At 62.8% G+C, this 25720-nt stretch carries 21 protein-coding genes and 1 pseudogene; 14 read left to right on the forward strand and 8 right to left on the reverse strand.

The window, feature by feature from the left end; all coding sequences use genetic code 11:
• Window positions 1-27 precede the first annotated feature (27 nt).
• Window positions 28-804, reverse strand: coding sequence for an SDR family oxidoreductase (locus tag EGM87_RS05465; RefSeq protein ID WP_044662265.1), 777 nt, complete (start codon window positions 802-804; stop codon window positions 28-30).
• The gene (locus EGM87_RS05470; RefSeq protein ID WP_044662266.1) at window positions 801-1802 is read right to left on the reverse strand and encodes a quinone oxidoreductase family protein; all 1002 of its coding nucleotides are present in this window, start codon (window positions 1800-1802) and stop codon (window positions 801-803) included. The genes EGM87_RS05465 and EGM87_RS05470 overlap by 4 nt, the downstream gene beginning before the upstream one ends.
• A 215-nt stretch (window positions 1803-2017) precedes the next feature.
• Between EGM87_RS05470 and EGM87_RS05475 the strand changes: the two genes are divergently transcribed.
• The 11 genes and pseudogenes from EGM87_RS05475 (at window position 2018) to EGM87_RS05525 (ending at window position 17504) form a co-directional block, all read left to right on the forward strand.
• Window positions 2018-4699: a winged helix-turn-helix domain-containing protein gene (locus EGM87_RS05475; RefSeq protein ID WP_235600745.1), complete on the forward strand. Its 2682-nt coding sequence runs from the start codon at window positions 2018-2020 to the stop codon at window positions 4697-4699.
• An 83-nt stretch (window positions 4700-4782) separates the two neighbouring features.
• Window positions 4783-5712 carry a 3,5-dioxohexanoate:acetyl-CoA acetone transferase gene (kce, locus tag EGM87_RS05480; protein WP_044662268.1) on the forward strand — a complete coding sequence of 310 codons (930 nt, stop codon included), beginning with the start codon at window positions 4783-4785 and terminating at the stop codon, window positions 5710-5712.
• Window positions 5712-6810 (forward strand): annotated as a pseudogene (locus EGM87_RS05485) (CaiB/BaiF CoA transferase family protein). Before kce ends, EGM87_RS05485 begins: the two are co-directional and overlap by 1 nt.
• A gap of 288 nt (window positions 6811-7098) precedes the next feature.
• The gene (locus tag EGM87_RS05490; protein ID WP_044662270.1) at window positions 7099-9480 is read left to right on the forward strand and encodes a TonB-dependent receptor; all 2382 of its coding nucleotides are present in this window, start codon (window positions 7099-7101) and stop codon (window positions 9478-9480) included.
• Window positions 9481-9580: 100 nt separating this feature from the next.
• Window positions 9581-10588 (forward strand): LLM class flavin-dependent oxidoreductase, encoded by a 1008-nt coding sequence (locus EGM87_RS05495; RefSeq protein ID WP_044662271.1) that lies wholly within the window; start codon window positions 9581-9583, stop codon window positions 10586-10588.
• Complete coding sequence (cofH, locus tag EGM87_RS05500; RefSeq protein WP_044662272.1) at window positions 10585-12924, forward strand: 5-amino-6-(D-ribitylamino)uracil--L-tyrosine 4-hydroxyphenyl transferase CofH; 2340 nt, start codon at window positions 10585-10587, stop codon at window positions 12922-12924. The genes EGM87_RS05495 and cofH overlap by 4 nt, the downstream gene beginning before the upstream one ends.
• Window positions 12925-12967: 43 nt before the next feature.
• Window positions 12968-13624 carry an NADPH-dependent F420 reductase gene (gene npdG / locus EGM87_RS05505; protein WP_044662273.1) on the forward strand — a complete coding sequence of 219 codons (657 nt, stop codon included), beginning with the start codon at window positions 12968-12970 and terminating at the stop codon, window positions 13622-13624.
• A gap of 10 nt (window positions 13625-13634) precedes the next feature.
• A complete protein-coding gene (locus EGM87_RS05510; protein WP_235600746.1) occupies window positions 13635-13787 on the forward strand; it encodes a coenzyme F420-0:L-glutamate ligase in 153 nt (50 codons plus the stop codon).
• Between the two features lie 286 nt (window positions 13788-14073).
• Entirely contained in the window at window positions 14074-14460 is a 387-nt protein-coding gene (locus EGM87_RS05515; RefSeq protein ID WP_235600747.1) for a 2-phospho-L-lactate transferase CofD family protein, read from the forward strand.
• Between the two features lie 393 nt (window positions 14461-14853).
• Entirely contained in the window at window positions 14854-15774 is a 921-nt protein-coding gene (locus EGM87_RS05520; RefSeq protein ID WP_044662274.1) for a TIGR03619 family F420-dependent LLM class oxidoreductase, read from the forward strand.
• A 74-nt stretch (window positions 15775-15848) separates the two neighbouring features.
• Window positions 15849-17504, forward strand: a complete 1656-nt coding sequence (locus EGM87_RS05525) for an FAD-dependent oxidoreductase (RefSeq protein WP_044662275.1) — start codon at window positions 15849-15851, stop codon at window positions 17502-17504.
• Window positions 17505-17598: 94 nt separating this feature from the next.
• Here the strand turns inward: EGM87_RS05525 and EGM87_RS05530 are convergent, their stop codons facing one another.
• The 3 genes from EGM87_RS05530 to EGM87_RS05540 are packed head-to-tail and all read right to left on the reverse strand — an operon-like array spanning window position 17599 to window position 20761.
• The gene (locus tag EGM87_RS05530; RefSeq protein ID WP_044663146.1) at window positions 17599-18675 is read right to left on the reverse strand and encodes an LLM class flavin-dependent oxidoreductase; all 1077 of its coding nucleotides are present in this window, start codon (window positions 18673-18675) and stop codon (window positions 17599-17601) included.
• Between the two features lie 59 nt (window positions 18676-18734).
• On the reverse strand, window positions 18735-19808 hold the full coding sequence (locus tag EGM87_RS05535) for an aromatic ring-hydroxylating oxygenase subunit alpha (protein WP_044662276.1): 1074 nt from the start codon (window positions 19806-19808) through the stop codon (window positions 18735-18737).
• A 14-nt stretch (window positions 19809-19822) separates the two neighbouring features.
• Entirely contained in the window at window positions 19823-20761 is a 939-nt protein-coding gene (locus tag EGM87_RS05540) for a Rieske 2Fe-2S domain-containing protein (protein WP_044662277.1), read from the reverse strand.
• A gap of 78 nt (window positions 20762-20839) precedes the next feature.
• On the opposite strand from EGM87_RS05540, the gene EGM87_RS05545 reads away from it, so the two are divergent.
• Window positions 20840-21493 (forward strand): TetR/AcrR family transcriptional regulator, encoded by a 654-nt coding sequence (locus EGM87_RS05545; RefSeq protein WP_235600748.1) that lies wholly within the window; start codon window positions 20840-20842, stop codon window positions 21491-21493.
• A 32-nt stretch (window positions 21494-21525) separates the two neighbouring features.
• Here the strand turns inward: EGM87_RS05545 and EGM87_RS05550 are convergent, their stop codons facing one another.
• The 3 genes from EGM87_RS05550 to EGM87_RS05560 all read right to left on the reverse strand — a co-directional run bounded on the left by EGM87_RS05550 (window position 21526) and on the right by EGM87_RS05560 (window position 23764).
• Complete coding sequence (locus tag EGM87_RS05550) at window positions 21526-22029, reverse strand: ester cyclase (protein ID WP_009823722.1); 504 nt, start codon at window positions 22027-22029, stop codon at window positions 21526-21528.
• A gap of 38 nt (window positions 22030-22067) precedes the next feature.
• The gene (locus EGM87_RS05555; protein ID WP_044662279.1) at window positions 22068-22385 is read right to left on the reverse strand and encodes a 2Fe-2S iron-sulfur cluster-binding protein; all 318 of its coding nucleotides are present in this window, start codon (window positions 22383-22385) and stop codon (window positions 22068-22070) included.
• Between the two features lie 89 nt (window positions 22386-22474).
• A complete protein-coding gene (locus EGM87_RS05560) occupies window positions 22475-23764 on the reverse strand; it encodes a sulfotransferase family protein (RefSeq protein WP_044662280.1) in 1290 nt (429 codons plus the stop codon).
• 151 nt (window positions 23765-23915) lie between these two features.
• On the opposite strand from EGM87_RS05560, the gene EGM87_RS05565 reads away from it, so the two are divergent.
• Together EGM87_RS05565 and EGM87_RS05570 are read left to right on the forward strand one after the other, a co-directional pair.
• Window positions 23916-24794, forward strand: a complete 879-nt coding sequence (locus tag EGM87_RS05565) for a helix-turn-helix domain-containing protein (RefSeq protein WP_044662281.1) — start codon at window positions 23916-23918, stop codon at window positions 24792-24794.
• 121 nt (window positions 24795-24915) lie between these two features.
• A complete protein-coding gene (locus tag EGM87_RS05570; protein ID WP_044662282.1) occupies window positions 24916-25707 on the forward strand; it encodes an SDR family NAD(P)-dependent oxidoreductase in 792 nt (263 codons plus the stop codon).
• Window positions 25708-25720: the final 13 nt, after the last annotated feature.

Below are 25720 nucleotides of genomic sequence, written 5' to 3' on the forward strand. Positions count from 1 at the left end.
TACCGGCCGCGAGGGTAGGGGCTTATCTCAGCCGCAGCCAACGACCCCGCCGTCAACCGGGATCTGTGCGCCGGTGACATAAGCGCCCGCGCGCGAACACAGGAAAATGACGATGCCTGCAATATCGTCCGACGAACCCAGACGTTGGAGCGGAATATGTGCCAGCAGGGCAGGATCGACCTGATCCTCATCCCGCATATGCGCCGTCATCTTGGTTGGGAAGAAGCCGGGAATGACCGCATTGACGGTGATGTTACGCGCCGCCAAATCGCCGGCCAGATCGCGTGTCATCATATGGACCGCGGCCTTGCTCGCGGCATAGCTGTACGCGCTGAGCCGCTCTGTCTTCATGCCTGCGACCGAACCGATGTTGATCACTCGCGCCGGATCGCCGGGCGTTCCGGACGCGCCGAGTTCGGGCAGCAGTTCCCGGACCATGGTGAACGGCGTCTGGACATTCACGGCCATCACGCCCGGCCAGGCCTTGTCGGGGAAGCTGTCGATCGGCCCGCCCCAGGTCTTACCCGCATTGTTGACCAATATATGGCATTCGCCGACCGCTTCGCGATAACGGGCGACGAGGTCGACCGCCGCCTCGGGCGTCGACAGGTCGGCGGGGAGGGGGATGCACGACCCCAGCGTGGCCATCTCCCGGGCGGCCTCTTCGCAGATGTCGGCCTTGCGGGATGTGATCGCGACTGTAGCGCCAGCCCGCAGCAGACCTTCGGCGATCATGCGGCCCAGACCTTGCGCGCCGCCGGTGACCAGCGCCTTCTTGCCGGCCAGGCTGAACAGATCGCTCACATCGTCACCACGACTTTGCCGAACTTGTGCTGGTCGCGCAGATGCAGAAGCGCCTCTTTGGCCCGGGCAAGCGGATAGGTCGCCTCGATGACCGGCTTGATTGCATGTTGCTCGGCAAAGGCGAGCATTTCCTTGAAGTCCTGCGCATCGCCGACCTGGCTGCCGACGATGCTGGCGCTCTTGAGGAAGATGTCGGTGGCGTTGAACTTGATCTCGTTGCCGGCGGTAGACCCGTAGATGACGATCCGCGCGCCCGGATTGACGGCGCGAACATAATTGGCGAAGCTGGGCGAGGGCGCCCCGTCCAGCACCACGTCGATGCCGCCGGTGAGTTTGCCGACCTGCTTGCGCCAGTCGGGGTCGGTGTAGAGCAGGCCGCCCTTGGCCCCCATTGCCACGGCACGATCGATCACGCCCTGGTTTTCGCCGGTGACATAGACATTGGCGCCCTTGGCCACGGCAAAGGCCAGGCCGAACGTGGCCACGCCGCCGCCTATGCCGCTGATGAGCAGCGTTTCTCCCGCTTCCAGCCGTCCCTTGAACATAAGCGCGCGCCAGGAGGTCAGCGCCGTCAGCGGCATGGCCCCGGCTTCCTCGAAACTCATGAAGGCCGGCTTGGGCGCCAGATTGTCGACCGGCACGCAGATATATTCGGCGATCGTGCCGGCGAAGGGCATGCCGAGCAGGCCGAAATCGGCGGCCGGCGCGTGGCGGTTCGGCCCCCAGTTGCGTGCAGGATACAGCACGACCTCATCGCCCTCGCGGACGCCGGTCACGCCCTCGCCGATCATGTCGACGACGCCCGCACCATCGCAGCCCAGCGTGATCGGCACGGTCATGCCGGGATATTGCCCGTGGGTGATGAACAGTTCGCGATGGTTTATGGATGCGGCCCGCAGCGCGACACGCACCTCTCCCGGACCGGGCACTGGCGTGTCGACTTCCGCCACCACGACGGATTCAGGGCCGTCGATCCGTTCGAGATAAAGGGCCTTCATGGTCAACCTTTCCTAAAATCCTGCTCGCGCCGCGGTCTGTATGGCAACGCTGGCTGCATAACGACCTTGGCTTCCTGGGTGGAAAGCTGGACATTTTTCCATCTCATTGGGAACCTATCTGCCGATAGGAAAAAGGGATTGCGTTATAGATTCATCGCGCAGAATATATTTCGCATAACAAACGAATCGCGCCACCCGCGCTAGGAGAGAAGAGCATGACCGTTGTGCCCACAGCTATCTTGCCGCCGCGTTCGACTCATATGCCGATCCGGCGTGCTGCATTGGTGGCGCTGACGGAAAGAGTGGCGCAGTCGCGCATGACCGTGGTGTCTGCGCCGGCTGGGAGCGGAAAAACGACCGCAATGCTGTTCTGGGCGGATGAACTCAGGGCGCAGGGGCGCCCCGTTTTGTGGCTCGCGGCAAGGGCCGGCATTGAAAGCAAGCGGTCATTCCTCCAGGCGCTCAAGGCCGCAGGTATTGCGGCCGGTATGCCCTGGGATGCACTGGACAGTAACGCGTCTGACGCAAGCTGGCTATCCGTGCTTGCGACGATGGGCAGTGTAAGGCCGGTTATCATCGTTGACGACGCGCAACTTCTGGCGAAACCGATTCTGGAATTCCTGGCGCAACTATCATCGAGCGCGCGCGACGCATTGACGATCATCATCGCCGCACGCGGGACGGTCGGCCTGTCGCTGGCGCGTATGCGTGCGCTCGGATTTCTGGTCGAAGTGGGCGTCGCCGATCTGTCCTTCACCTTGGCGGAAGCGACGGAACTGGTCACGCGGTCAATCGGGACGCCGGTGGATTCGCGAGACCTTCAGGACATTGTGGGCGATACCCAAGGCTGGGTTTCCGGTATCGTTATTGCCTGCGATCTCTATCGCCGCACCAGCGACAGCGCGGTCAAGCTCCGGCTGACTGGCCTGCGCCCCGAATTTGCCGAGTATTTTCATGATGAAGTGTTAAGTTTGCAACCGGACGACGTCCGCCGCTTCCTCGTCGACACTTCGATCCTCGATGAATTGACGCCTTCCGCCTGCGCCGCGGTAACCGGCGACGAAAATGCGCGCGCGATGCTGGACCATGTCTTTCGTGAAGGCTTGTTTCTGAACGCGATTGATCAGGAACATAGCCGCTATGCCTATCACCGGCTGTTCCGCGAAATGGTGTTGGGCCGGCTGATCGATCGGGCACCGGACCGCGCTGCCGTCATGCATCGACGGGCGAGCGAATATTTTGCCGAAGCCGGCCAGCTTGCCCTGGCGATCGAACATGCGCGGCTGAGCGGGGACAAGGCGTTTCTCGCCGACCAGTTGGATCGCTTGGCCGAGGGGCTGACCTATTCGGGCTATCTCTACCGCATCGACGAACTCGGCGCGGAACTGCCCTGGCCGATCCTGGCCGAACGGCCTAATCTGCTCCTGGCTCTGGCCTGGAGACGCATCCGCCAACTGGCCTTTTCATCGGCTGACAGGCTGATTTCCGCTGCGCGGCAGGCCTATGAAGCGAAGCGCGAGGCCCAGTCCCTGCCCGCGCACGAAATTGAGCAACTGGACCTGCTGATCCGCCATCGCTTCGTCATGCTTGCGGCGGCGCGAGACGACATGGTCAGGGTCGAGGCCGATTCGGAGCCGCTGCTCGCCGAACTGGCCGACAGCCATGCCTATCTCAGCTGCACCTTGCTGGCGCAGCTCATGTCGGCGCGGCGCGAACTTTATCATTTTCAGGACATGCTCAAGCTGGAGGCGGAAACCAGCCGCGCTCTGTCGCGTCCCGGCTCGGCCTTCGCATCCATCGCCCTGAAGGCCTCGGTCGCGCCGACCATGATGGCGCAGGGCAAGATTCCCTTGGCGCGACGCTTTCTGGAAGAGGCCTTCGCGTTAGCTGTTGAAATCCATGGCGCAGGTTCCGGTCTGGCCGCGCTGCCCGCGTTGCCGTTGGCCGAACTTCTTTATGATGCAGGCGACCTTGAACAGGCGGCGGAACTGGCGGACCAGTATCTGCCAGTCGTGCGGCAATGGGGATTTTCCGATCAGATGGCGTCCGGCTATTTGGTCAGCGCGCGCCTGCGGGCGGCAAGGGGCGATCTGCCCAGCGCGCTTTCGACGCTTAACGATGCCCATCTCGTGGCGATCGAATGCGGGCTTGATCGTCTGCGCTCCTTCATCGTGGCCGAAGAGGTGCGGCTTTTGATCAAGGCGGGGCAGATCGACGAGGCGGAGCAGCATTTCCTGGCGGGCGATCCGCAACTGGACGGCGAACCCATTCCCACCCTGCACCCGACGCGGCGCAATGAGAATATCGCGATCGCCTGGCTCAGGATCGAGATGCAGCGCCATCGGCTGGGCCGAGCGCGCAAGGTCGCCTATCGGTGGCTGGAATTCGTCAAACGCGCGGGAGCGGTCCGGTCCGCCGTGATCTTCGAATTGCTGCTGGCGGAAATCGCGGTGCTTCAGGGCAACCGGTCCGAGGCGCGCAGGGCCGTTCGCGCTGCCGTAGAGATGGCCGAACCGGCCGGCTGGGTGCGGGTCTTCGTCGATGAGGGGGAAGTCATCGCGTCTCTCATCATCGAAGCCTATTCGCAGGGGCCGGAACTGGAAACGCCCGCTGATCGCTTCGCCGTCCGCCTTGTGTCGATGCTGCGGCGGGGACCGCAGATCGAAGCGGATGAAGAAGAGGAGGATGATTTCGGCCTGACCGGGCGCCTCGCCAACCGGGAAGTCGACATTTTAACGATGGTGAGCGGAGGCCTGCGCAACCGGGAAATCGGCGACCGTCTCGGCCTGACCGAAGGCACCGTCAAATGGTATATGCAGCAAATCTACGACAAGCTGGGCGTGCGCCGTCGGCCGCAGGCGGTTCTGCGGGCGCGGCAGCTCGGCATCTTGCCCTGAAGCGCGCGCCGCTTCCTATCGAAGGATAGATTGCGCCGTTCGCGCAACCTGCGACCGGCGCAATCTGCGCGAAAGGAAATATCATGGCAAAACGCAAGGTCATCATCAGCTGCGCGATTACAGGCGCAATCCACACGCCCTCGATGTCGCCCTATCTGCCCGTGACGGCGGAGGAGATTGCGGCATCGGCGGTCGGCGCGGCGGAGGCGGGCGCCGCTATCATCCATCTCCATGCGCGCAATCCCGTCGATGGGCGCCCGGACCAGAATCCCGACCTGTTCGAACCTTTCCTTAAGGTCATCAGGCAGCGTACCGACGCCGTATTGAACCTGACTACGGGCGGGCACCCCTCCATGACGGTGCAGGAACGGATTCGTCCCGCCCAGACTTTCGCGCCGGAAGTGGCCAGCCTCAATATGGGGACTATGGGCTTTGGTCTGTTCCCGATGCTGGATCGCTACAAGTCGTTCAAGCATGACTGGGAACCCGCCGCGCTCGAAGCATCGCGCGACCTGGTGTTCAAGAACACCTATGCCGACATCGAACATCTACTGACCACCTTGTCGCCGCTGGGCACGCGCTTCGAATTCGAATGCTATGACACCAGCCATCTCTATAATCTGAAATATTTTCTCGATCGCGGCCTCGTCAAGGCGCCGTTGTTCATCCAGACCTGCTTCGGCATATTGGGCGGCATCGGCAGCCACCCCGACGATATCATGCATATGAAGCGGACGGCCGACCGGCTGTTCGGCGATCAATATGAATGGTCCGTGCTGGGGGCCGGCGCGCGCCAGATGAGCATTGTCGCGATGGCGGCATCCATGGGTGGTAATGTCCGTATCGGTCTGGAGGATTCGCTGTGGGGCGGCCCGGGTAGGCTCGCCGAGACCAATGCGGAGCAGGTGAAGACTGCGCGGCAGATCGTTGAAGGCATGGGTCTTGAAATCGCCACGCCCGATGAGGCGCGCGCCATGCTGGACCTCAAGGGCGCGGACCGGACGAATATCTGATGACGGAAAAAAGCGGGCCGCTGGCCGGTATTCGCCTGCTGGAGATCGACGCGATCGGCCCCGTACCGCTCGCGGCGATGCTGTTGGCCGATATGGGCGCCGAGATCGTCCGCATCGCCCGGCCGCCATCGGCCGCGGCGGGAGATTGGGATGATGTCGGTGGGGACATCCTGCACCGCAGCCGGGTCGTGACCTATCTGGATCTCAAGCAGAACGCGGATCGCGAACAGTTGCTCGCATTGATTGATCGAGCGGGCGGACGGGCTGATCGAGGGATACAGGCCCGGCGTCATGGAACGCCTCGGCGTCGGTCCCGATGTCTGCCTGGCGCGCAATCCGCGGTTCGTGTTCGGACGAATGACAGGCTGGGGCCAGTCCGGGCCGCTTGCGCTGCGGGCGGGCCATGACATCAATTATCTGTCGATCACCGGCGCGCTCCACGCGATGGGAGAGCGACAGGGTACGCCGCCAGTGCCGCTCAATTTGGTGGGCGATTATGGCGGTGGCGCCATGTTCCTGATCTTCGGTCTGTTGAGCGCATTGCTGGCGGCGCAACGGACGGGCCGGGGGCAGGTCGTCGACGCCTGTATCACGGACGGCGTCGCGTCGTTGATGAGCCTGTTCTACGCATGGCAGCCCAAGGGTTTGTGGGAAGATGCGCCCGGCTCCAATCTGCTGGACGGTGCGGCACCCTTCTACCGCTGTTATGAATGCGCGGACGGACGGCATGTCGCGGTGGGATGTCTGGAACCGAAATTCTTTGCCCAGATGGTGGACGGATTGGGTCTCTCCGACAAATGTTATGACCAGAACGACCGTGAAGGCTGGTCCGCGATGCAGGTTGAATTTGCCGCGGCATTTCTGACCAGGAGCCGGGATGAGTGGGCCGCTCTGTTTGCTGCGAGCGACGCTTGCGTGACGCCGGTTCTGTCAATGGAGGAAGCGCCCCGGCACGCGCATAATGAAGCGCGGGGGACTTTCGTACGGCGTCATGGAGTGGTCCAGCCATCGCCGGCGCCCCGCTTGTCCCTCGACGCGGGTGTCATTGGCGAGCCGTCCGTCGCGCCCGCCGCGGACCTGATCGCGGCTTGGTCTTAAGGCGCGGATCGCGCCAGGACAGCGGCATTCACCTCCGTAGGAAACTTGCTTGGATCAGGGCGGGGCGTTCGCCGGGTCGCTTGCCGTGTCGAACGGCAAGACCGGTGCGCGGCGGCTTGTCGCGCCGCTGCGGCGCAAATGCCACATCGAGACCAATTATGTCTGATCCATATAAATCCTGTCCAGCGATAGGTGGTAAATCGCGACCAATGTCGATTTTGCCACACGCGATCAGGCCTGCGTTACGCGCAGGTCGCACCGAAAAATTGGTTAAATGGGAGGATTTTTATGCGATTGACCGCACTGAAGTTGGCATTGGTTGCGAGCGCCGCAGCGGTGGCATTTCCCTCATGGGCGCAGTCCGTCGCTTCGGCCGCGCCGCAGGCGGATGGTGCGAATGCCGGTGACATAGTTGTCACGGCTCGCCGCCGGGAAGAACGACTGCAGGACGTTTCGGTTTCCATTTCCGCTTTTTCATCAGAGGCGCTGGAACGCAGCACCGTCCAGACGGTAAGCGACGTCAAGACGATCGCGCCCGGCTTCACCTTCTCGTCCGAAGGGGGCAAGGACAATGTCGCGCTGACCCTGCGCGGCATCGGCCAGTTGCCCCTGGGCGAGGTGACGCCCGGCGTCGTCATCTATCTCAACGACACCCCTTTGCCGTCGGTCGGCTCGAACGTCCCGACCTATGACATTGGCAGCATTCAGGTGCTCAAGGGGCCGCAGGGCACGCTGTTCGGCCGCAACACTTTGGGCGGCGCGGTCGTGATCGGCAGCCAGAAGCCGAGCTACGCCTTCGAAGGCTATGTTGAGGGCACCTATGGACGCTTCGATTATCGCGAACTGGAAGGCGCGGTGAATATCCCGATCATCGAGGACAAGGTCGCTTTCCGCGCTGCAGGCCAGATCCGTCGTCAGGACCCCCGAACGATCGCCTTCGACGGCGGTCCGGGATTCGACAATATCCATCAGGACGCCTACCGTCTCTCGCTGCTGGTCGAGCCGTTCGAGGGCCTCAAGAGCACCACCATCTATGAATATTTCAAAGGCGACGAACTCGCTGGCGGTCTCTATTTGCTGCGCGAGAATTTCCCCTTTGCGGTGCTGGGTCTGGGCGTCGTCGAACCACAGGTGCAGGCGGCTTTGCAGGCACAGAAAGCCAATCGCCGCGGGTCGTTCGACGGCGGCATCAACGGCGGCGCGGCCTATCGCAAGACCACGTCGATCACCAATGATACCTCCTTCAGCTTCGGCGATCTGACGCTACGCAACATTTTCGGCTACCGGAAGAATTACAGCTATCAGTTGATCAACACCGGCGGGCTGCCGCAACTGCAAATTCCCACGGGTCTGCCATCTCCCGCGCCCTCGGCCGTGCCGTTTACCCTGTTCACGGCGTCTTCCGTGCTGGATCGGCAATATCTGACGAATGAAACCCAGTTGCTGGGCGATTTTGGCTCGTTCAACTTCATCGTCGGCGCCTTCTATAATAATGATAAGCCCGACGGCCCCAGTGGATCGCAGTTCACGGCATTTTCGGTGGGCGGAGTCCCGGCGCCTGCGGTGACAGCCCACGTCCGCAACAAGAACTGGGCGGTCTATGGTCAGATCGGGTATGAATTCACCGACAAGCTGAAGCTCAATCTCGGCGCGCGCTACAGCTGGGACAAGGTGTCGGCCTGCGGCGGCACCATCGGCACGACCTATGTCGACGAATCCACCTGCCTCAGCACGGCCGCCCTGGGTCTGGCCGACGGCGTCGGCACCGTATCCAACAAGGGCGAGGAGCCGAGCTGGACCATCGGCCTCGACTATAAGGCGACCCCGGACTGGCTACTCTATATCGTGTCGCGGCGGGGCTATCGGGGCGTCAATGTGAACACGCCGCTGTTCGAAACGCCCTTTACCACGGGCGGCACGAATCCGGCCTGCGTGGCGACCGGAGGCGTCTGCGCAGACCTTCGTCCCTTCCAGAAGACGGGGGAGGAAACAATCACCGACGTGGAGATCGGCTCCAAATATGACTATCATGTCGGGTCCGCACGTGGGCGCCTGAATCTGGCCGCCTATTACAGCAAATATAAGAATGCGCTTCAGTTCCTGAATACGCAGACGACTGTCCCGAACGGCGCGCCGGATTCGCCGACCAACGGCTCCCTGGCCGCCAATGTCGCCGATCTGCGGATCTGGGGCGTCGAACTGGAGGCGTCCATCAGCCCCGTGCGCAGCCTCACCGTCGGTTTCAATGCCGCCTATACCAATGTGAAGGTGGAAAGCCTGACCGTTCCCGCAGGACTGCCTTCGACCATCGTGCTGGGCGAGGGCCAGATCAACAAATATTCGCCCAGTTTCTCCGGCACGGCCAGCGTGAGCTGGACCCTGCCGATTCGCCCGGCTGACGGCGATGTGGTGGTCAACGCCGACCTGTTCATGACCGACGATTTTGGCGGTCAGAATGGCGAAAAGCTGCCGGGTTACCAACTCGCCAACGCGCGTCTGGACTGGCGTGGAATAGGCGGCACGGGCCTTGATCTGGGCATTTATGTGAAGAACCTCTTCAACGAGAAATATTTCTCGGCTTCCAGCGTTCTTCTGCCGTCCTTCCCAACCAGTTCGGTCTATGCCGGCGATCCGCGGACGTGGGGCATCACGGCCAAATATACGTTCTGACGCGCCCGTGAGAGGGGAGGGGTGAGCGACCTGGCCGCCTCCCCCCTCTACAAGGACAGGTTTGCAGCGAGACGGCAGGGCGTAGGAAGTTCCGGAGAGGATGACCATGAAGCTGGGCATATGCAGCATGTGGGGGGACCGGCTGGACGGATTTCGCGAAGAGGTCCGTCTTGCCGCCGATCTCGGTTTTGAGCTGATCAGCGTGGGCGATTCGCCGGCGGGTTGGCACGAACTCTATGTGTCGCTGACGCTCGCTGCGCTTGACGCGCCGAAGGCGACTTTGGCGCCGCTGGTTACCTCGCCTTTCATGCGGCATCCGCTGGTGACGGCCTCCGCCCTCAGCACTATCGACGATCTCTCTGGCGGGCGCGTGGCGCTAGGCCTGGCGACTGGCGGTAGCACGGTCATGGCGATCGGCCGGTCGCCCGCGACGCAGCGAGAGATCCGCACGGAACTGGCTGTGTTGCGGGACCTGTTCGCCGGACGGCCGACGCAGATGAACGGCGCGCAGATCACGCCGCTTCGTTTCGCCCGCCCGATTCCGATCTATTATTCCGCTTTCGGTCCCAAGGCGCTGGCGCTGGCGGGCGAACAGGCCGACGGCGTCATATTGTTCGCGGGCGAACGCCATCTCGACGCGCTGAAGGACCGGATCGACACCGTCCGGGCCGCGGCGCAGGCGGCGGGCCGCGATCCCCTGTCGATCGATATCTGGGTCGTTTCCTTCGCCTCGATCCGCCCCACCCGGGCCGAGGCCATAGACGATCTCAAGGCGTTCATCGTCGTCAACGGCATGGCCTTCCGCACGCCCGAAACCCTGGCGCGTGTCCCGACGCAGTTTCGCGGCAAGATCGACGCCTTGCACGCGCGCTATGATCCGACCGAGCATGTGGTCGTGGGCGGCAGGAATGTGGCCCTGATGGAGGAATTGGGTTTGACCGAGTTTCTGGCGGACTTCGATACGCTGGCGGGACCGGTCGATGCGGCGGTGGACATGTTGCGGCGCATGGAGGCGATGGGCGTCTCGACCTTCATCGCGGCCTTGCCCGGGCACGCCGCGCCGCTAGAAACCATTCGCGGGCTTGCCCAAGCGCGGAGTATGATGTGACACTGGATCTACTGCATCTCAGCGAAGACGAAGCGGCGGGCATAGCGACGGTGCTGCGATCCCGGTCGCTTGACGACATGATGGCGACGGCGGAGGCGATGACGGTGGCGGCGCATGGCCATCGCGTGACCTATTCCCGCAAGGTTTTCATTCCCCTCACCAAATTGTGCCGCGACGTGTGCCACTATTGCACCTTCGCCACCACGCCGGCCCGCGCGGGTGATGCCTATCTTGGCAGAGACGAGGTTCTGGCCATCGCCCGCGCGGGCGCGGGCGCCGGTTGCCGGGAAGCCCTCTTCACGCTCGGCGATCGGCCGGAGGCCCGCTATGCCGCTGCGCGCGAAGCGCTCGCGGGGCTTGGGCATGACTCGACCCTGTCCTATCTGGCCGAAATGGCGGAACTGGTGTTCCGCGAGACGGGCTTGCTGCCGCATCTCAATCCCGGTCTGATGAACAGCGAGGACTATGCGCAGTTACGGCCTCATGCCGCCTCCATGGGAATCATGCTGGAAAGCAGCTCGAATCGTTTGTGCGTGCGCGGCGCCCCGCATTTCGGCTCGCCCGACAAGCAACCGGCCCTGCGATTGGCTGCCATCGAAGATGCGGGACGCGCGCGCGTGCCGTTCACGACCGGCCTGCTGATCGGTATCGGCGAAACCCGCGACGATCAGGTGGAGGCGCTGGTCGCCATTCGCGATCTGCATCGCCGCTACGGGCATATTCAGGAAGTCATCATCCAGAATTTCCGGGCAAAGCCGGGAACGCGCATGGCGGATCATGCCGAACCGTCGCTCGACGATCATCTCTGGGCCATCGCCGCCGCGCGGATCATCCTGGGGCCTGAGATGACGATCCAGGCGCCGCCCAATCTCCACGATCGCGTCGATCTGACGCCGCTGATCCGGGCCGGCGTCAATGACTGGGGCGGGGTGTCCCCCGTGACGCCCGATCATGTGAACCCGGAGGCGCCCTGGCCGCATCTGGAGATATTGGAGGACGCTACCAAAGCCGCAGGCCACATATTGATGCAGCGGCTCGCCATCGGCCCGCGTCATGCCCTTGCCGCGCGGAATTGGGCTGCGCCAGCCATCGCCACCCAGATCCTGCGCGCCATCGACGGGCGGGGCTTGCCCAAGGTGGACGAATGGTCCGCGGGACATGGCGATCCCGCGCCCGACATCATGGTGATGGAGCCGGTTCTCGCCTCCCGATCGATCCTGTCCATCCTTGACGCTGCGGAGGAGGGTGAACGGCTGAGCGAATCGGACATTGTGACCCTGTTCGATGCCGAACAGGATGATTTCGCCGCCATCGTCGACCGGGCCGACCGGTTGCGGCGGCAGGCCGTGGGCGACACGCTGACCTATGCGGTCAACCGCAACATCAACTATACCAATATCTGCCTCTATAAATGCGGCTTCTGCGCCTTTTCCAAGGGCAGCACCAAGGCCATGCGCGGTCCGGCCTACAGGCTCGATATGGAAGAGGTCGGACGCCGTGCGGCCGAAGCCTGGGATCGCGGTGCGACCGAAGTCTGCCTGCAGGGCGGGATTCATCCCGATTATGACGGGCATACCTATCTCAATGTCCTCAAGACGGTGCGCGAGGCCGCGCCGGATATCCATATCCATGCCTTTTCGCCGCTCGAAGTGACGCATGGCGCCCGCACGCTCGGCCTGCCGCTGGAGGATTATCTGGCGCGGCTTAAGGAAGCGGGGCTGTCCACGCTGCCCGGTACGGCGGCGGAGATACTGGACCCCGAAGTTCGCGATATCATCTGCCCGGACAAGGTGACAGCGGACGAATGGATCGAGGTGATGCGCGTGGCCCATGGGGTGGGCCTGCGCAGCACGGCCACGATCATGTTCGGCCATGTCGAGGAATATAAGCATTGGGCGCGCCATCTGCTGCGCATTCGCGGATTGCAGGAGGAGACGGGCGGCTTCACCGAATTCGTGCCGCTGCCCTTCGTCCATATGGAATCGCCGATATGGCGCAAAGGGCTGGCGCGATCGGGGCCGAGCTATCGCGAAGCGGTGCTGATGCACGCCGTGGCGCGCATCGTGCTGCATCCGGTGATCCCCAATATCCAGGTGTCCTGGGTGAAGATGGGGCCGGAGGGAGCCGCGGCGATTCTGAAGGCGGGCGCCAATGACATGGGCGGTACGCTGATGGATGAATCGATCACCAGGGCTGCCGGCGGCGTCAACGGGCAGGAATTCGGCCCCAGGGAAATGCAGGCCCTGGCGGCATCTGTCGGGCGACCTGTGCGCCAACGCACCACGCTTTACGAGCCGGTGCGACCTCGTCGCGCCGTCTTGGCTGAACCATCGTGAACGATCTGCCACATCGTTCGCCAGTTCCATTGAAGGACAATATATGACTCTTCCCGCCATTGCCGTCGTCGGCGGCACCGGTAATCTGGGCGCTGCGATCGCCTGGCGGCTGGCGCGTGCCGGCTATCCCGTGACGATCGGATCGCGCAACGCCGAAAGCGCGGAAAAGGCCGCCGCGGAATTGGGGCATGGCCTGCGGGCTGGCGCCAATGTGGATGTCGTCGCGAATGCGGACATCATCATCGTGACGGTGCCCTTTGGCGCGCAGGAGGCGACGCTTCGCGACATCGCACCGCATGTCGTTGGCAAGTTGGTCGTGGATACGACCGTTCCCCTCGTTCCGCCCAAGGTGATGCGGGTCCAGTTGCCCGATGAAGGCTCCGCCGCCCAAAAGGCGCAGGCGGTGCTGGGAGAGGGCGTGACACTCGTGTCCGCGTTCCACAATGTCGCCGCGCACAAGCTGGCCAAAGACATCGATGTCGGCTGCGACGTGCTGGTCTTCGGCGACGACAAGGATGCCCGGAGTCGCATCGTGGCGCTGGCCGATGCCATGGGATTGAGGGGACTCCACGGCGGCGCGCTTGTAAACTCGGCGGCCGCTGAAGCACTCACGTCGATCCTCATTTTCATGAACAAGACCTATAAGGTTGACGGCGCGGGCATCCGTATCACAGGAGATTTGATCCCGCCCGAGGCTTGAGGTGTATTCGATGATCGAAATCGTACCGTTGACCGGAATTGGGAAGGTCAAACCGGGCGATGATCTGGCGGACATCCTGCATGTGGCGTTGGACCGGTGCCGTGTCGAACCCCGCGCCGGCGACCTCCTGGTCGTGACGCAAAAGATCGTGTCCAAGGCATAGGGCGGTTTATGTCCCTGGCTGACGTAGAGCCCGTGAAGAGGCGCGGCGCCTGGCCAATATCACGCGCAAGGATGCGCGGTTGGCGCAACTGGTGCTGGATAAGGCGAAAGCTGGAGCTTCATGGCGGCCCTTCGCGAATTAGGCGGGGAGGACTGGTTTCAGCTCGGCGACGGCGACTTGGCGCTCCATGTGGCGCGGACCCATGCCGTGACGCGGAGGGCGATGTCTGTCGCAGATCACGGCGCGATTTGCCGACCAATGGGGCATCGCCACTCGGATACTGCCCATGAGCGACCAGGCGGTAGCCACGATATTGGATACGGCCCAGGGACGGCTGGAGTTTCAACGCTATTTCGTCGAACAGCGTTGCGCGCCGGCCGTGCGGCACATCATGTTCGAGGGCGCGACGCACGCCGTTCCAGCCCCCGGCGTCTTTGATGCTATCGAGTCGGCCGACGCGATATTGTTCGCTCCATCCAACCCATTTCTCAGTATCGATCCGTTGCTCGCGGTGCCCGGCATAGGCTCGGCGATCAAACAGACGAAGGCACCCCTCATCGCCGTGTCTCCGCTCGTTGGCGGCACGGCGGTCAAGGGCCCAACCGCCAAGCTGATGCAGGAATTGAGCATGGCGGTCGATAATGATAGCATCGCACGGCATTATGCGGGCTGATAACCGCCATCTTGATCGATGGCGGAGACCGTTGCGAGCCCCCGGACATCGTCGTTGGGCGTTGCACGACCCTGATGACGACCCAGGGTGACAAGATTCGCATGGCGGTGGCGTCGGCGATGGCCGCGCGAGGCATGACCTGTCTGTCCGATGTGAATGCGATCAATTCCTTATATCTTCTTGCGCCGACGGAAGTATCCGAATGGCCGTCGCATTGGTTGCCCGACAGCGGCAGAGGCCTTAATCCAGAGTTGGAGGGCGCGCGCTTCATAATATGTTTTGGGCAGGGCAAGACTGAAATCTTGACCTGCGCTATCCTTCCCAAGGGAAGGTGTGGTCGAAACGATCCCGGCCATTCTGCCAGCCAATCTGGAAATCAGGGAGGATCGGTCGATGAAACTGAACGTGGGCGTGCCCAACAGCATGCATGTCGCGGCTATGACGCAAGCTTGGGAATATAGCCTGACCGGGGACGACATCGGACAGGCGATGGCGACGGCCGATCGACTGGGCTTCAACAAGTGCATGTTGGGTGAACATTTCATCATTCCGCAGGAGCATATTGGCCTGTCGGGCGACCATTATGTCCATGGCACGGTTGCCCTCTCCTTTCTGGCCGGCCGCACCAAGACGATGAAATTAAGTTCTTCGGTGTCGATCCTGCCGCTGCAGAGTCCGATCGTCCAGGCCAAGGCCTGGTCGACCCTCGACTGGCTGAGCGGCGGACGGGCCACGGCCCTGTTCGGGGTCGGCTGGCTGAAGGAAGAGTTCGACATGCTGAATGTCGATTTCCACCAGCGCGGACGCATGGCCGATGAGTATATCGCCGCGATCATCGAATTGTGGACGTCGGAAAAGCCCGAATTCGAAGGCGAATTCGTTCAGTTCAGGAATGTCGGTTTCGCGCCCAAGCCGGTGCAGCAGCCGCGCTTGCCGATCTGGCTTGGGGGCGACGCCGAACCGGTGCTCAGGCGGGTTGCGAAATTCGGCGATGGCTGGTCGCCCTTCCGCACTCCACCGGAAAAATTCCCCGAATGCCTCGATTTCATCCGTTCGCAGCCGGAATATGACGGGCGGCCGATCGACCTGTTCTTTGCGCTGGAAATGCTCAATGTCGGCGCCCATCATGAGATCATGGACGACCCGCGCGCGCCCGGAACGCGGGATGCGCAAAAGGTCATCGATCAGGTGGGCTGGCTGAAGGAGTTGGGGGTCAATGAAACCATCGTTCCGCTGCCGCCGGGGATATCCGGGCTGACCGAATATCTCGATCGGCTCCAGTGGGTGGCCGAGGAAATCATGCCCAAAATCTGAAACCTGCCGGGGGAAAGTCGCGGACGGCTGCGCTTTTTCCCCCAGGATATCGAAAGAAGGATCGGGAGGACGTGATGGTCCAATATGATGTTGTGGTGGTCGGATCGGGCGCGGCCGGGATGACGGCGGCGATCAGGGCCGCGTCTGCCGGGCTGTCGGTTCTCGTGCTGGAAAAGGCCGAACATTTCGGCGGTACGACATCGGTTTCGGGCGGCGGCATCTGGATCCCCGACAGCCCGCAGGCCAGGGCGGCCGGTGTCCAAGACAGTCGCGCCGTGGCGCGCCAATATGTGCTGGACGTCATCGGACCGACGGCCGATCCCGCGCTGATCGACGCTTATCTCGATGCCGGTCCGGAGATGGTGGAATGGCTGGACCAGAACAGCCAGGTGCATTTCCTGCTCTCGCCGCCCAGCAGCGACTGGTATCCGGAAGTCCCCGGCGCGGCCGATCATGGCCGCCTGCTTTCGCCGCAGGAATATGACGGCAAGAAGCTGGGCGATCATTTCGCCGATCTTCGTCCAGCGCGCGAAGAGTTCAACGCGCCGGGCGGCTTCATGATCGATCTGTTCGATCTCCCCTATCTGGCCGAAATGCCCTCACCCAAGTCGCTGTTCCATTTCGGCAAGCTGGCCGCGAAATTCGGCCTGGATAAGGTTCGTCGCTATCCGCGCGGCACGCGGCTGACCATGGGCAATGCGCTGGCGGCGCGGCTGATCCGGTCGGCGATCGATGCCGGCGTCACGCTCCGCAAGGATGCGGCCGTCGACCGGCTGCTGGTGAAGGCCGGCCGGGTGACCGGCGTGCGCGTCAATGGTGAGGAAATTGACGCAAGGGTGGGTGTTCTTCTGGCGTCCGGCGGTTTTTCGGCCAGCGAGCAGTTGCGCAAGGCGTATATTCCATATGCCGAGGAGCATGTCTCGATCCTCCCCTATGAAAATACCGGCGACGGGATGAATATGGGGCTGGAGGCCGGGGCTTCGCTGGACGGCGACAATCTGGTCAATGCCGTCTGGGCCGTCGTGTCGAAGATGACGCGGCCAGACGGCTATGTCGCGCGCTACGCCCATCTGATCGACATGTCGAAGCCCGGCTGCATCGCGGTCGATGCCAAGGGCGAGCGGTTCGGGAACGAGGCTTCGGTCCATTTCGTGGAGGCCATGCACAAGAGCGGCACCGTGCCCGCCCACATCATCGGCGACGCCGCCTTCATCAAGAAATATGGCATGGGCATGGTCTATCCCGGCGGTGGCGGCCTGAAAAAGCTGATCGCGGCGGGCTATGTCACGGAAGCGCCCAGCCTGCGCGAACTGGCCGGCAAGATCGGGGTCGATGCCGATGGCCTGTTGGCGACGGTAGCGAAGATGAACCGCTATGCCGAGACCGGCAAGGATCCGGATTTCGGCAAGGGCGACACGCAGATCGACATCGAGATCGGCGATCCCAAGCACAAGCCCAACCCGTGCCTGGGCCGGGTGGAAACCGCGCCCTTCTATGCCATCAAAATCCATCCGGGCGACGGGTCGACGACCGTGGGCCTCAAGATCGACGCGCAGTGCCGCGTGATCGGCACCGATGGCGCGCCGGTGGAGGGATTGTTCGCCGCAGGACTCGACGCCAATTCCATTTGGCGCGGCAAGTCGCCGGCCCACGGCTGCAATGTCGGCCCGGCCATGGTGACCGGATTCATCGCGGGCAAAGCCATGGCCGAGTCACTGGTGCCGGCCTGACCCTTTTTGAATGAGGCGAAACGGCAGAAGCCGGGATCGGGTTATCCCTGATCCCGGCTTCTGCCGTTTCAATTTCTGAGATGGCTGTGGGCTGCTACGCCGGTTCGGCAACCATGCCCGCCCGCGTCCGGGCGGTCGCCACCAGCTTGAACAGGCCCGCATTATAGTCGGTCAACTGCTCCATGGTCAGGTCCCGATAGGGCGTCATCGGGCAAAGCGAATCCACAACATCCCAGAACGGCTCGATCTTTTCGAGCACTTCGTCCACCGGCCCGCAGGTCACGAAGGCTTCGACCATATCGTCGGAAACATTGCCGATGACCTTGCCGATATCGCCATGCTCGCCCAGGCTGAGCTGGCAGGCGCGGGCCTGATCGCCGAAGCCGATCGCCTCGAAGAAGGGCTCATATTCCTTGTAGCCCGAATAGGCCGCAACGGTGGCGCGGCTGTCGTCGATCGCCCTCTGCTTGTCGTCATTGACCGCGATCCACGGCCAGGCGTTGATTTCGATATCCCCGCGCTTGCGGCCATATTGGGCCAGCGTGTCGGTGATGAAAGGCAGGCGGCTCTTGGTATAGGCTGCCGACCAGAGGGCATGGACCATCAGGCCGTCGCCGACCTCCAGCGCCAGCGCGGTCATCTTGTCCTGCAGCGCTGCGATCCAGATCGGGATTTCCTCCCGCACCGGCGGGGCGGTCAGCATCATTTCCTCGAAATCGGCGGAGAAATATTCCCCTGCGACCGGATCGAGCCCCTTATGCGCGTTGGCGATGACGTAGCGGATGACCTTGACGCTTTCGCGCAGGTGCGACAGCAGCTTGCGTTCCGGCTCCCCATACATGCCCGTGACGCAGCTCTTGATGCTGGAGCCCAGCCCCAGCACGAAACGGCCATTGGAAATGCGATCGACGTCCATCGCCGCATAGGCGGTCTCCACCGGACTGCGCGTTCCCGCGATGGCGACGCCCGTGCCGACCTTCAGGCTGTTTGTCAGTGCGGCGGTGGCGGCCATCGGCACGAAGGGCGGCCCGTAAATCTGCAGCGAAAAGCAGCCCTCGAAACCCGCCTGTTCCATCTGCTGGCCGATACCCGCCATGGCGGGGGCTGGCAGGGTAGGCATGACGGCCCACCAGCGGCGTTCGCCGCCGACGGCATTGACGAGCGTGGACATGGCGTCTCCGAAAAGAAAAAAGAGCGGACGCTGCCGTCCGCCCATGGGGAGAGATCAGATCAGAACTGGAACAGTTCCTTGCGCAGGCCAATGATGTCGCTGCAATCGGCGCTGACATTGTCACGATAGGCGAAATCGCCATTCGCCTGCCGGTCCGCAAGCTCCATCATCGCCATGCGATAGCGCTGCCCAGCCTGGTCGAACTTGCTGTGCAGGTCCTTGCGGTCGGTATGGCGCATGTAGCGCGGGCTTTGCGGGGACGTCATGTAGCTGTCCTGCCGCGACACCTTGTAGCCTGCCTTGGGCATGACATGACGGAACATCAGTCCCGCGTTGGACGTGTTCATGACCATTTCCATCCGCGTGCGGTCCCGCGTTTCAGGCGTGCAGGGGTGGAACAGCGGCACATCGTCGCCGGGGCTGAACCGGCCATAGGCGATGGCGCAGTGCGAACGCAGATAGATGCGGATCACCTGCCGCACATTCTGGGTCGGCTGCTTGATGCCGCTGAAAAACTTCATCACCGGCGCGACCGACTTGTTGACGCAGGTGCGGACCATCGTGACGGTCTCGCTGTCGTAGAAGGTTTCCACTGTCTCGCTGTCCGACCGTTCGTCGCCGACGACATCGGCGTGCAGGAAGTCGGCATGGGTCAGGTCGATCAGATTTTCCAGGCTGATCGGCGCTGAGCTTTCGAAACGGACGGTCGCGGTCATGTGGCGCGGCAGCCCCCCCTTGGGCGGGAGGAAGGGCAGGCTGGGCAAATGGCGGGGATCGGCGGCCAGCGGATTGCCGAACCATACCCAGACGACGCCATAATGTTCCATAACCGGATAGCGGCCCTGGGCGTTGGTGAACTCGCTCTTGTCGCGGGCGATTCGCTCATTGGGATGGAACTCGCTCGCCACGGCGACGCCATTGTCGCGCCACAGGAAGATGGGGTGTGAATAGACGGCGCGACGGACGGGCTTGCCGGTCACGGAATAATCATGCGCTACCGGAAACCAGCTGTCGCGCATCACCAGATTATGCGGCACCCAGCGGTTGATGGCATTCAGCGCGATCGGGCTGCCACCCGATGGCGCGGCGGAAATATCGTCGTGCGAGACGGGACGATCGGCGGTTTCGAGCATCTTCAAATCCTCCTTCAGGCCGCTACGGTCTGATCGTGGGGCGCGGGCGTGGTTTCCAGCATCACCTTGCGCAAATCCTCGCCGTGCAGCGAGACGGTGGGCTTGGTGGCGCGCAATTTCGATCCGTCGACCGACGCGAGCACCGACAGCGGATTGATACCGCGCAGCACGGCGCCGCGCACGCCTGGACGGCGCACGCCCAGTTCGGCCCGCCAGCGGACGGCTGTCACCCCCCGCGCCGAGGGCACGGGCGATAGGACGGCGTGGAGCAGATCGTTGAATTGGTCGTCGCGCAGTGTCAGTTGCGTTTCGCCGGTCAGCGGATGGGTGCGCGTCAGCAGGGTGAGCGGGAATTCGGCCACGAAATGGGACGGCCAGTGCAGCGGATGCCATTGGCAGTTGCGCTCCATCACCAGCAGGCCGTTTTCCTCGTGCAATTCCGACATCAGATAGGGGCTGAAGCGGACGCCGCGGATCGACAGGATCAGGCTGGGGTCATCATAGAGAGCGTTCAGATATTCCTGATGGCTGCAACTGACGTTGACAGTGCCGACATAGGTATATTTCGGGTCGGCGCTGAGCGGTGCCTGCGCCTTGGGATTGAGGCAGACCCGCACGAAGCCGGCCTGTTCGGTCACCGCAAAGGCATTGGCCTTGTAGATCGGCGGGAATTTCTGCTGATCCTTCATGTTCGGGATTTCTTTGAGGCGCCCCGTCTCGCCGTCATAGCTCCAGCCATGATAGCCGCACTGGATCTGGCCATTGTCCCGGATGCAGCCGAGCGACAGAGGCGCGCGACGATGCGGGCAGCGATCCTCCAGCGCGCGGGCGATACCCTGATTGTCGCGCCACAGCACGACTGGCTGATCGCCGATGTCGACGGACAGGGGCTTTTGAGAGGTCACTTCCTCGGACCGTGCGACAGCCCACCAAAGATCAGAATCGAGACTCATAGCGCTATCCACTCTCCTTTCCATTAAATTGACGGATGACAATTTATATGTCAACGTCTTTTCGCTATGGATTTGCTGATGCTCGATCGCCCCCAGCGCACACGCGGTCGCCCCGCGCTCAATGCCGCCCAAGCCGTGGACGAGGACAAGTTACTGGGTCTGGCCTTCGCGACCTTCGCGGAACGCGGCTATGAGGGTACGACGCTGCGTGATCTGTCGAAGCGGCTGGGGGTCAGTCACAATCTCCTGAATGTCCGTTTTGGCCGGAAGGAAGATTTGTGGGTACGCGCGGTCGACTGGCGGATGGCGCAGGCCTCGCCCTTCGTCGAAGCCGCCTTTGACGAACCGGCCGATCCGGAAGTTCGGCTGCGCCATCTGATCCAGCGTTTCTGCCTCTGGGCGACGAACAATGGCGATATCGTGTCGCTGACCAATGTGGAAGGTTGCCGTTCGACCTGGCGGCTGGATCATATCGTCGAACATTTCGTGCTGCCGTTCCAGAAACGGCTCGACGGCCTGCTCGACGCGGTGCGGCTCCAGCGGCCGGTTCATGGCTTGTCGACGGCCGCATTGATGGCGCTGCTGGTGCAGGGGGTCGGCTATTATTTCTGCGCCGTGCCGATGCAGGAACGGCTGGGGGCTGGGCGGGAAGTGGATGATGTCCATGCCGCCGAACATGCGGACAGGCTGGCCGCCTTCCTGCTCGCTGCCCTCCTTCCGCCGGTCGCCTGACCGGAGCGGAAGAAGAACAGTAGCACATCCGTTTACTTGTAGGGATCGACCGGCTGGGGGACTTCCACCACGCCGATGTCTTTCAGCATGGTCAGCACGTCGGAAATGCTGAAGATGCTGACGATCTTGTCGTCCTTGAACTTGACGATCGAGAACCAGTTAACCTGAAACTCGTTGCCGGTCGGCTGCACGCCCATATAGGGACCGCCGACATGCTTGCAGTAGTGGGTGGCGTAGATCCAGATCTCGTCGTCGCCCTTGCCCACCGCGTCGATGGTCTTGTAGGCGGCGGGGAAGAAGGTCTTGTAGAGCGCGACCGGCGAGGTCTTCCACTCTTCATAGGTGCCCAGATCCGGCCGGTTGGGGTTGCCGTACCGGAAATCGGGATGGAAAAACCGATCCATGCCGTCAAAATCGCCGGCGTTCAGGGTTTCCTGCAGGTCGGTCCAATGCTTGACCATCTGCTTCTGCTTGTCGGTCAGTACGGTCGAATCCGACACGTCCAGCTGTTCACGAATATCTTCTTTCCAGGCCACGATAGTCCTCTCTCATACATTCAGGATTGGTGTTGTGCTCAGTCTTCAGGAGCGATGGTGATCGTAAGGCCCGACAGGGCTTCCGTCATCATGACCTGACAGGACAGGCGTGAATAGTCGTTGCGGTGCGGCGATCCATCCAGCAGATCGCTTTCGTCGTCCGATACCGGGGGCAGGGATTGAGCGAAGGCCGGGTCGACATAGACATGGCATGTCGCGCAGGAACAGCAGCCGCCACACAGCGCCAGCAACTCATCGAAACCGGAATCTCTTATGGCTTCCATTACCGAGGTATCGGCGGATGCATTGATCGTCTGCTGTGCGCCGTCACGGGTAATGACATTCAATTCGGGCATGGCATTCCTCTGGTGGAATCGAAAGTAATGCCCCTGCTAATCAGGGTGCGCGGATTTCCATCCTGTCGAAAGGCAGGTTGTGAGATGGGCTATTTCACCTCGACCTGCACCGGGAACCGATCGAAATAGAAAGCGAAAGGGCGGCGCAACTCCTCGCCGGTCACACGGAAATCGCGCTCCAAATCGTAAACGATCTTGCCCTTGGCCTGCTCGCCATGTTCGGCCAGATAGTCGTGCAGGTCGGCCAGAGCCTCATCGGTCAGCGGGATGCCGGCAATGCGATAAATCTCTTTCAGAATCGGATCGGGATTTTTGATCCAGTCATGAAAATAGACGTCGATCGTCTGGTCGGGGGGCAGGATGTCGCGATCCCGCACGCAGGCGCGGAGCAGCTTTTCATAGCGGTCGGGCCAGTAGCCGAGCGGCTCCTGAATATCGATCGTCTTGCGGAACATGCGCGCCGCATAGCTGTACATGGTGAGCTGGGACCGGATCGACCCGACCGGATCGCGATGGGTCAGGACGAAGGTGGCGTCGGGAAAGGTCTTATAGAGGGCGGGCAACTGCTCCATATGCTGGGGGCATTTGATGACCCAGCGGTTCGGTCCGTTCAGGAAGGTCAGGACCTGGAGGCCCTTCTTCAGATAGGCATAGGTGCCCGACTGGTCGTGGCTCAGATAATAGTCCCGCCAGCGCGGCACACGCGCCAGCCACTCGATCAGATAGGAGGAGAAATCGACCGCCTGAAGCTCGATATCCTCGCTGATATGATCGGGCGAAAATTCGTGCATGATCGCCATATAGGGCAGGATGGATTCCATCATCCGCCAGCCCTGTTCGGCCTTGGTCCAGCGCGGATTGCTATCCTCTTCCGTCGGGGTTTCGTCCGGGGCGGGAACCGGCGCGATCGCTTCCCACCAGGGCAACGAGCGGAAGCGGCGGTCTGCCGACAGCAGGCCGAGCAGATGCGTCGTGCCCGATCGGGGAAGGCCCGCGACGATGATCGGCCGGTCGATCTGAATGTCCAATATCTCCGGGTGGCGCTTCACTATGTCCTCGATTCGCAGGCGCGTCGCGGCAAAGCGGATCATCATCTGGAACAGATTGGCGCGCGTGACCGCAGAGGCGTTGGCATCCTCGTCCACCGCCTGGCACCAGACGGCCAGCCGTTCGCGAAAATCCTCCGCGCCGAAATCCGACAGCCCGGTCTGCGCCTGCGCTGCGGCCAGGATGACCTCCGGCTTCAGGACGATCTGGTCCGCCGCCGCCTCGGCCCCGGCGATCACCTGCTTCTGGACATCGGTCAGCACGGGGTGATGCAGGTCGGTAATGTCGATGATGTTCCGGCGCGCGGCCTCTTCCTGCCCGGCACTGCCCATGTCGCTCTCCTCTTTTCGATGCGCCATCTAAAAGCGCGGACCCTTTCTTCCGCAAGGTGCGCAGCCATCGCCGCCGCGCCAAATACTCCGCAAAAGCGCCATGCTAGGCAGCGATGGCGTCGCGGCAGGCGAAACTGTTCGGAGAGGTTGGATGCACGCTGTTTCCCACGTCTATGATCTGCCCGTCACGCCGGCCATGGAATGCACGGTCCGGGGTCGGATCGCGCTGCCCGGCGTGGTGATGGAATTGCATCATTATCGCTTCCGCGGCCAGCAGGGCGGGGTCTTTTCGTCGCCGCGCAGCTTTCTCGATCTTGCGCTATCCCCTCGCCCGGGTCGTCCTTGCGGCGGTTATGGCGGGATGGAACAGGGCAGGGCCAGCGCCCTGGGCGACGTGCTGTTCGTTCCGGCGCGAAGCGAACTGCATACCGAGTGGGGCGAGGGTGAGCAGACATCCATATGCTGCGGCTTCGACGGGATGGGCTTCGATCATGACGGGCCGGACCTGTCGAGCGACGCATTGCAGGCTTCGCTCGACGTGCGCAGTCCGACTGTGCGCGAGGCGCTGCGGCGTATCGCCGGCGAGATTGCGCAACCCGGCTTTTGCAGCGAGATGCTAACGCAGGCGATATGGCTTCAGGCTGCGATCGAATTGCAGCGCTATCTGCGTGGTTCGGCGCGCGATGGCGGAACGGGAGGAGGCGGCATGTCCCGAACCCAGCTTCAACGCATCGAGGATCGCGTCGAACAGCCGGGGAAACCCCCGTCCGTCGCCGAACTGGCGGCCGAATGCGGCCTTTCCACCCGCCATTTCTTCCGCCAGTTCAAGATCGCCACGGGACAGACGCTCACCCGCTACGTCGCCGACCGCAAGATCGGCCGGGCGAAGCAGTTGCTGCGTCAGGCCGGTCCGGCGATCAAGGTCATCGCCTGGGATTGCGGCTTCGACAGCGCGGCCGCCTTTTCGGCGGCCTTCCGCAAGGCGACCGGACTGACGCCGCGGCAATTCCGAGAGGGCGTGATGCATTGAAGCCAGGGCCGTTTCGCGATGGCATTGGCACGATCGCGAAACTGGGGCCGCTTGTTCATCGGCCCGGTCGCCAGCAATGTTGCGCCAAAGCGCCGCCGCCGTTCGAGCGGCCATCGGGAGAATGGACGTGCCGGAAAATCTGTTCGATCTGAGCGGCAAGGTGGCGCTGATCACGGGCGCCAATTCGGGGCTGGGTTTCGGCTTTGCCCGCGGTCTTGCCCGTGCCGGCAGCGACGTCGTCCTCTGGGGACGGCGCGCCGACAAGAATGAAGAGGCGGCGGCCGCATTGCGCGCGCATGGGGTGCGGGTCTTCGCCGATGTCGTCGATGTGTCCAGCGAGCCCGCGATCGTCGCCGGCTTCGCCCGCGCGCTCGATGCCATGGGCCGGGTCGACACGGTGGTCGCCAATGCCGGCGTCGCCAGCCGGGTGCCGTTCACCGACATGGACGTCGCCACCTATCGCAAGCTGATCGACGTCAATCTCGATGGCGCCGTCTTCACCCTGCGGGAGGGTGCGCGGCACATGAAGGCGCGCGCGGAAGCCGGCGACCCGGGCGGTTCGCTGATCATCTGCGGCAGCGGCTCGATCTTCCAGGGCGTGCCGACCATGGCGCATTACGGCATCGCCAAGGGCGCGCTCAACGCCCTTGGCAAGGCGCTGGCGGCCGAACTCGGTCCGATCGGCGTGCGCTGCAACGTCATCGCGCCGGGTTTCATCGAAACCGAAATGACATTTGCCGATCCGGAGGTCGGCAGGATGATCGCAGACGTGGTCGCAGCGAAGGCCCCGCTCGGGCGGGCGGGCAAGCCGTCCGATCTGGAAGGCGCGGTCGTCTATCTCGCGAGCGATATGGCGGCCTACCACACCGGCGACACGCTGGTCGTGGACGGCGGCAAGATGTCCGCCAACTGACCAAACGGCAGGT

It is taken from the genome of Sphingobium sp. RSMS, from assembly GCF_005406185.4.
GTDB classification, from domain to species: Bacteria; Pseudomonadota; Alphaproteobacteria; order Sphingomonadales; family Sphingomonadaceae; genus Sphingobium; species Sphingobium fuliginis.

Coding starts and splice junctions, on each gene's coding strand:
- EGM87_RS05510 (WP_235600746.1), top strand. CDS start 13,635: ATGATCGAAATCGTACCGTTGACCGGAATTGGGAAGGTCAAACCGGGC.
- EGM87_RS05555 (WP_044662279.1), bottom strand. CDS start 22,385: ATGCCCGAATTGAATGTCATTACCCGTGACGGCGCACAGCAGACGATC.
- EGM87_RS05570 (WP_044662282.1), top strand. CDS start 24,916: ATGGACGTGCCGGAAAATCTGTTCGATCTGAGCGGCAAGGTGGCGCTG.
- EGM87_RS05545 (WP_235600748.1), top strand. CDS start 20,840: ATGCTCGATCGCCCCCAGCGCACACGCGGTCGCCCCGCGCTCAATGCC.
- EGM87_RS05560 (WP_044662280.1), bottom strand. CDS start 23,764: ATGGGCAGTGCCGGGCAGGAAGAGGCCGCGCGCCGGAACATCATCGAC.
- npdG (WP_044662273.1), top strand. CDS start 12,968: ATGACTCTTCCCGCCATTGCCGTCGTCGGCGGCACCGGTAATCTGGGC.
- EGM87_RS05490 (WP_044662270.1), top strand. CDS start 7,099: ATGCGATTGACCGCACTGAAGTTGGCATTGGTTGCGAGCGCCGCAGCG.
- EGM87_RS05495 (WP_044662271.1), top strand. CDS start 9,581: ATGACCATGAAGCTGGGCATATGCAGCATGTGGGGGGACCGGCTGGAC.
- EGM87_RS05540 (WP_044662277.1), bottom strand. CDS start 20,761: ATGAGTCTCGATTCTGATCTTTGGTGGGCTGTCGCACGGTCCGAGGAA.
- EGM87_RS05515 (WP_235600747.1), top strand. CDS start 14,074: ATGAGCGACCAGGCGGTAGCCACGATATTGGATACGGCCCAGGGACGG.
- EGM87_RS05525 (WP_044662275.1), top strand. CDS start 15,849: ATGGTCCAATATGATGTTGTGGTGGTCGGATCGGGCGCGGCCGGGATG.
- EGM87_RS05535 (WP_044662276.1), bottom strand. CDS start 19,808: ATGCTCGAAACCGCCGATCGTCCCGTCTCGCACGACGATATTTCCGCC.
- EGM87_RS05530 (WP_044663146.1), bottom strand. CDS start 18,675: ATGTCCACGCTCGTCAATGCCGTCGGCGGCGAACGCCGCTGGTGGGCC.
- kce (WP_044662268.1), top strand. CDS start 4,783: ATGGCAAAACGCAAGGTCATCATCAGCTGCGCGATTACAGGCGCAATC.
- EGM87_RS05475 (WP_235600745.1), top strand. CDS start 2,018: ATGACCGTTGTGCCCACAGCTATCTTGCCGCCGCGTTCGACTCATATG.
- EGM87_RS05520 (WP_044662274.1), top strand. CDS start 14,854: ATGAAACTGAACGTGGGCGTGCCCAACAGCATGCATGTCGCGGCTATG.
- EGM87_RS05565 (WP_044662281.1), top strand. CDS start 23,916: ATGCACGCTGTTTCCCACGTCTATGATCTGCCCGTCACGCCGGCCATG.
- EGM87_RS05470 (WP_044662266.1), bottom strand. CDS start 1,802: ATGAAGGCCCTTTATCTCGAACGGATCGACGGCCCTGAATCCGTCGTG.